The organism is Curtobacterium sp. B8, assembly GCF_000333315.1.
GTDB classification, from domain to species: Bacteria; Actinomycetota; Actinomycetes; order Actinomycetales; family Microbacteriaceae; genus Curtobacterium; species Curtobacterium luteum.
Genome location: NZ_BACW01000433.1, coordinates 1 through 3,592, shown reverse-complemented (window position 1 = coordinate 3,592; position 3,592 = coordinate 1). Strand labels below are relative to the sequence as shown.

The window sequence follows — 3,592 nt, the reverse complement described above, 5'->3', positions numbered from 1 at the left end:
GGTACTGGCGGGCGCGGGACTCCTACGACGAGCAGGGCCGGTTCGTGCCCGACACGACGGTGGGCAGCGAGCTGTTGCCGCCGTCGGCCGACCGGGAGGCCCGGCTCGACCCCGCCACGCCGGCTGCGGCCACGCAGGCGGCCACCGCCTACCCCCGCGGCCTCACCGGCCGGCTGCTCCGCTGGGTCGACGGCGCCCCGGCGCCGGCGGCCCCGGCGGCGCCGGCGGCGCCGGCGGCTAAGTCTCGCGCTGGGCGACCGAACTCGGGGCCCGAGCCCCGAGAGGTGTCGCCGAGCGCGAGTCTCGCGGCGCCCGGGGCGAGTCTCGGGGCGCCCGAGGCGAGTCTCGGGGCGGAGCCGAGCCGTGCCTCCCGGCCGCCCGTCGCGGCGACCGCCGGCCGACGTGAGCGGATCGCCCGACGCGGCTTCTTCGCCGGCGTGGCGGCGGCGACCGTCGGTGTCGTCGCGCTGACCGCCGGGCAGTCGTCGTCCCTCGCGGAGCCGTTCAACGTCTTCGGGGCGCGTCAGCGGCACCGGGGGCCGAACGACCTCCCGGTCAACCGCACGGCCCGCGCGGCCGGGGTCCTCGCGACCGCGACCGCTGCGGACTGGAGCCTCACGGTCGCGGGCCCCGCCGTCTCACGCACGCTCTCCCGGGCGGAGCTCGTCGCGCTCGGGACGGCCGAGGCCGACCTGCCCATCGCCTGCGTGGAGGGCTGGAGCCAGATGGCGACGTGGCGCGGGGTCCGGATGCGTGACCTGCTGCTGGCGGTGCAGGCGGAGCCCGGGTCCCGGGTGCGTGTGACCAGCCTCGAGCAGCACGGCGGCTACCGGGTGATGGAGATGGGTCCGGAGTACGCGGAGGACCCGACCACCCTCGTCGCGCTCGAGCTGAACGGCGCGACGCTCGACCTCGACCACGGGTTCCCGGCGCGGATCATCGCTCCGGGACGGCCGGGTGTGCTCCAGACGAAGTGGATCGAGCGGATCGAGGTGATCGCATGAGGGCCGCACGGATCGTGCTCGTCGTGCTCGGCGTCCTGGTGATGGCGTTCGGGGCGTACGTCCTCGTGACGACCGTCCGACCGAACCGGATCTGGGGCCTGGCGACGTGGTTGCTCGGCGCGGTGGTCCTGCACGACGTCGTGCTGTCGCCGTTCGTGGTCGGGGCCGGACTGCTGCTCCGCCGGACCGGGCGCGCGGTGCGGCCGTGGATGCTCGTCGTCGTGCAGTGCGCGGTCGTCCTCGGGAGCGTGCTCGCGCTCGTGGTGCTCCCCGAGATCGCGGCGAAGGCACACGGGCAGAAGAACCCCACCGTGCTGCCGTTCGACTACGGGTTGCGGCTCGTCCTCGTCGAGGGCATCCTGCTCGTCGTCGTGCTCGGGGTCCTGCTGGTCGGCGGTCTGGTGTCGAGGAATCGTCCGAGTCCACTGGTTGAACCGACAACCAATCGGTAGACTGCCGTCATGCCCGAGCCGACCGACGACACCCCGTGGCTCGACCGCGCGCAGCTCCGCGCGTGGATGAAGCTCGTCGCGGTCATGGAGCTCCTTCCCGCGGCGCTCGACCAGCAGCTGCAGCGTGACGCGGACCTCACGCACTTCGACTACATGGTCATCGCGATGCTCTCCGAGACCGAGTCCCGGACGCTCCGGATGTCCGCGCTCGCCGCGGCGACGAACGCGTCCCTGCCCCGGCTCTCGCACGTCGTGTCCCGGCTCGAGAAGCGGGGCCTCGTCGGCCGCTGCCCGTCCTCGGACGACCGCCGGGCCACCGACGTCCGGCTCACCGACGCCGGCTGGGACGCCATCGTCGAGGCCGCCCCGCAGCACGTCCGGACCGCCCGCGCATTCGTGATCGACGCCCTCACCGAGGAGCAGGTCACACAGCTCGACGGCATCACGAAGGCGCTGCTCGGCCGGCTCGACCCGGAGGGGCGCTTCGCCGCCCTGTCGTACCCGCGCGAGGAGGACGACCCGGCGATCTGCGAGGCCCGGCTCACGGGGCAGGAACAGGCGCGCGGGTCGCTGCGCTGACGCCCGGTCGGTGGCGCGTCATCCGGCCGACGCGCTGCAATAGGCTCGCCGCATGAACGCGCCCGCCGAGCCCTCCGACACGTACTCCTACCTCGGACCGGCCGGCACGTTCACCGAGGCCGCCCTCAAGCTCGTCGACGCCGCGGCCGGCAAGCCCTGGCGGAGCGTCAACAACGTCGGCGAGGCGCTCGACGACGTCGTCAGCGGTCGTTCGGTCGGCGCCGTGATCGCGATCGAGAACAGCGTCGACGGCGGCGTCAGCGCCACCCAGGACGCCCTCGCGCGCATCCCCGGCGTGCGGATCGTGGGGGAGTACCTCGTCCCCGTCGACTTCGTCCTCGTCGCCCGGCACGGCACCGCGCTCGCCGACGTCCGGACCGTGAACGCCCACCCGGTCGCATACGCGCAGACCCACAACTGGCTCGAGGCGAACATCCCCGGGCACGGGCACATCCCGGCGTCCTCGAACGTCGCCGCCGCGGTGTCGCTGCTCGACGACCACCCGACCGCGGACGCAGCCGTGGCCCCGCCCGGCATCACCGACCACCACGACCTCGCGGTGCTGGCGTCCTCGATCGGGGACAACGCCTCGGCGGTGACGCGGTTCGTGCTCGTGTCAAGGACGCTCGCGCTGCCCGAGCCGACCGGCGCGGACAAGACGAGCGTCATCGTGGAGCTCCCCGCCGACCACCCCGGTGCCCTGGTCGACATGCTCGAGCAGTTCGCGACCCGGGGGATCAACATGGGGCTGCTGTCCTCGCGGCCGATCGGTGACGAGCTCGGACGCTACCGGTTCGTCATCGACCTCGACGGGCACGTCCGCGACGAACGTGTCGCGGACGCCCTGCTCGGCCTGCGCCGGTTCAGCCCCCGCGTGACGTTCCTCGGGTCGTACCCGCGGGCGGACGGCTTCCGACCCGAGGTGCCGGCGCGGTACTCGGACGAGGCGTTCGTCGAGGCGCGGGACTGGCTCCGCGCGATCGTCTCGGGCGAGCCCGGGGCGCAGTAGAGCGCGCGCGGCCGGGGCCGCGCACGCGCGGCCTCGCACGGTGCGAGGCAGCGCCCGCGCCGTGCGAGGTTCCGCACACCGTGCGACACCGTGGGCCTCGCACCATGCGCGTGACCTCGCACCATCCGTCGGGACCGCTCGCACCACCGGTCGGCACCGCTCGCACCACCGTTCGGGACCGCTCGCACCACCGCTCGGCACCGCCGGTCGCCACCACGTGCGGCCGCTGCCTCGCACGGTGCGAGGCAGCGCCCGCACCGTGCGAGGTTTCGCGCACCGTGCGACGCCGTGGGCATCGCTCCATGCGCGTGACCTCGCACCATCGGTCAGCACGGCCGACCGTGCGAGGTTTCGCGCACCGTGGGACGCCGTGGGCCTCGCACCGTGCGTGTGACCTCGCACCATCGGTCAGCACGGCCCGCTACGCGTCCCAGGCCGGGGACCGGGGACCGCGGGCCGGGGCCGGGACCCGGTACCGCGGGCTGCAGGCCGGGCTACGGGACCTGACGCGAGCCGTGGCGATCGTCGCCCGGCTTCGGCACGCGGAC

At 74.3% G+C, this 3,592-nt stretch carries 4 protein-coding genes; all 4 read left to right on the top strand.

The window, feature by feature from the left end:
- Positions 1–1,004: molybdopterin-dependent oxidoreductase (locus I59_RS20945; RefSeq protein WP_022903927.1), on the top strand; the 1,004-nt coding region annotated here is incomplete at its 5' end.
- A complete protein-coding gene (locus tag I59_RS11130; protein ID WP_049976575.1) occupies positions 1,001–1,456 on the top strand; it encodes a hypothetical protein in 456 nt (151 codons plus the stop codon). The genes I59_RS20945 and I59_RS11130, both read left to right, overlap by 4 nt.
- 9 nt (positions 1,457–1,465) lie before the next feature.
- A complete protein-coding gene (locus tag I59_RS11125; RefSeq protein ID WP_022903925.1) occupies positions 1,466–2,035 on the top strand; it encodes a MarR family winged helix-turn-helix transcriptional regulator in 570 nt (189 codons plus the stop codon).
- Positions 2,036–2,087: 52 nt separating this feature from the next.
- The gene (gene pheA / locus I59_RS11120; RefSeq protein WP_022903924.1) at positions 2,088–3,044 is read left to right on the top strand and encodes a prephenate dehydratase; all 957 of its coding nucleotides are present in this window, start codon (positions 2,088–2,090) and stop codon (positions 3,042–3,044) included.
- Positions 3,045–3,592: the final 548 nt, after the last annotated feature.

What these genes read in the sequence shown, in the direction of transcription:
- I59_RS11130 (WP_049976575.1), top strand. Translation starts at nt 1,001, where the DNA reads ATGAGGGCCGCACGGATCGTGCTCGTCGTGCTCGGCGTCCTGGTGATG.
- I59_RS11125 (WP_022903925.1), top strand. Translation starts at nt 1,466, where the DNA reads ATGCCCGAGCCGACCGACGACACCCCGTGGCTCGACCGCGCGCAGCTC.
- pheA (WP_022903924.1), top strand. Translation starts at nt 2,088, where the DNA reads ATGAACGCGCCCGCCGAGCCCTCCGACACGTACTCCTACCTCGGACCG.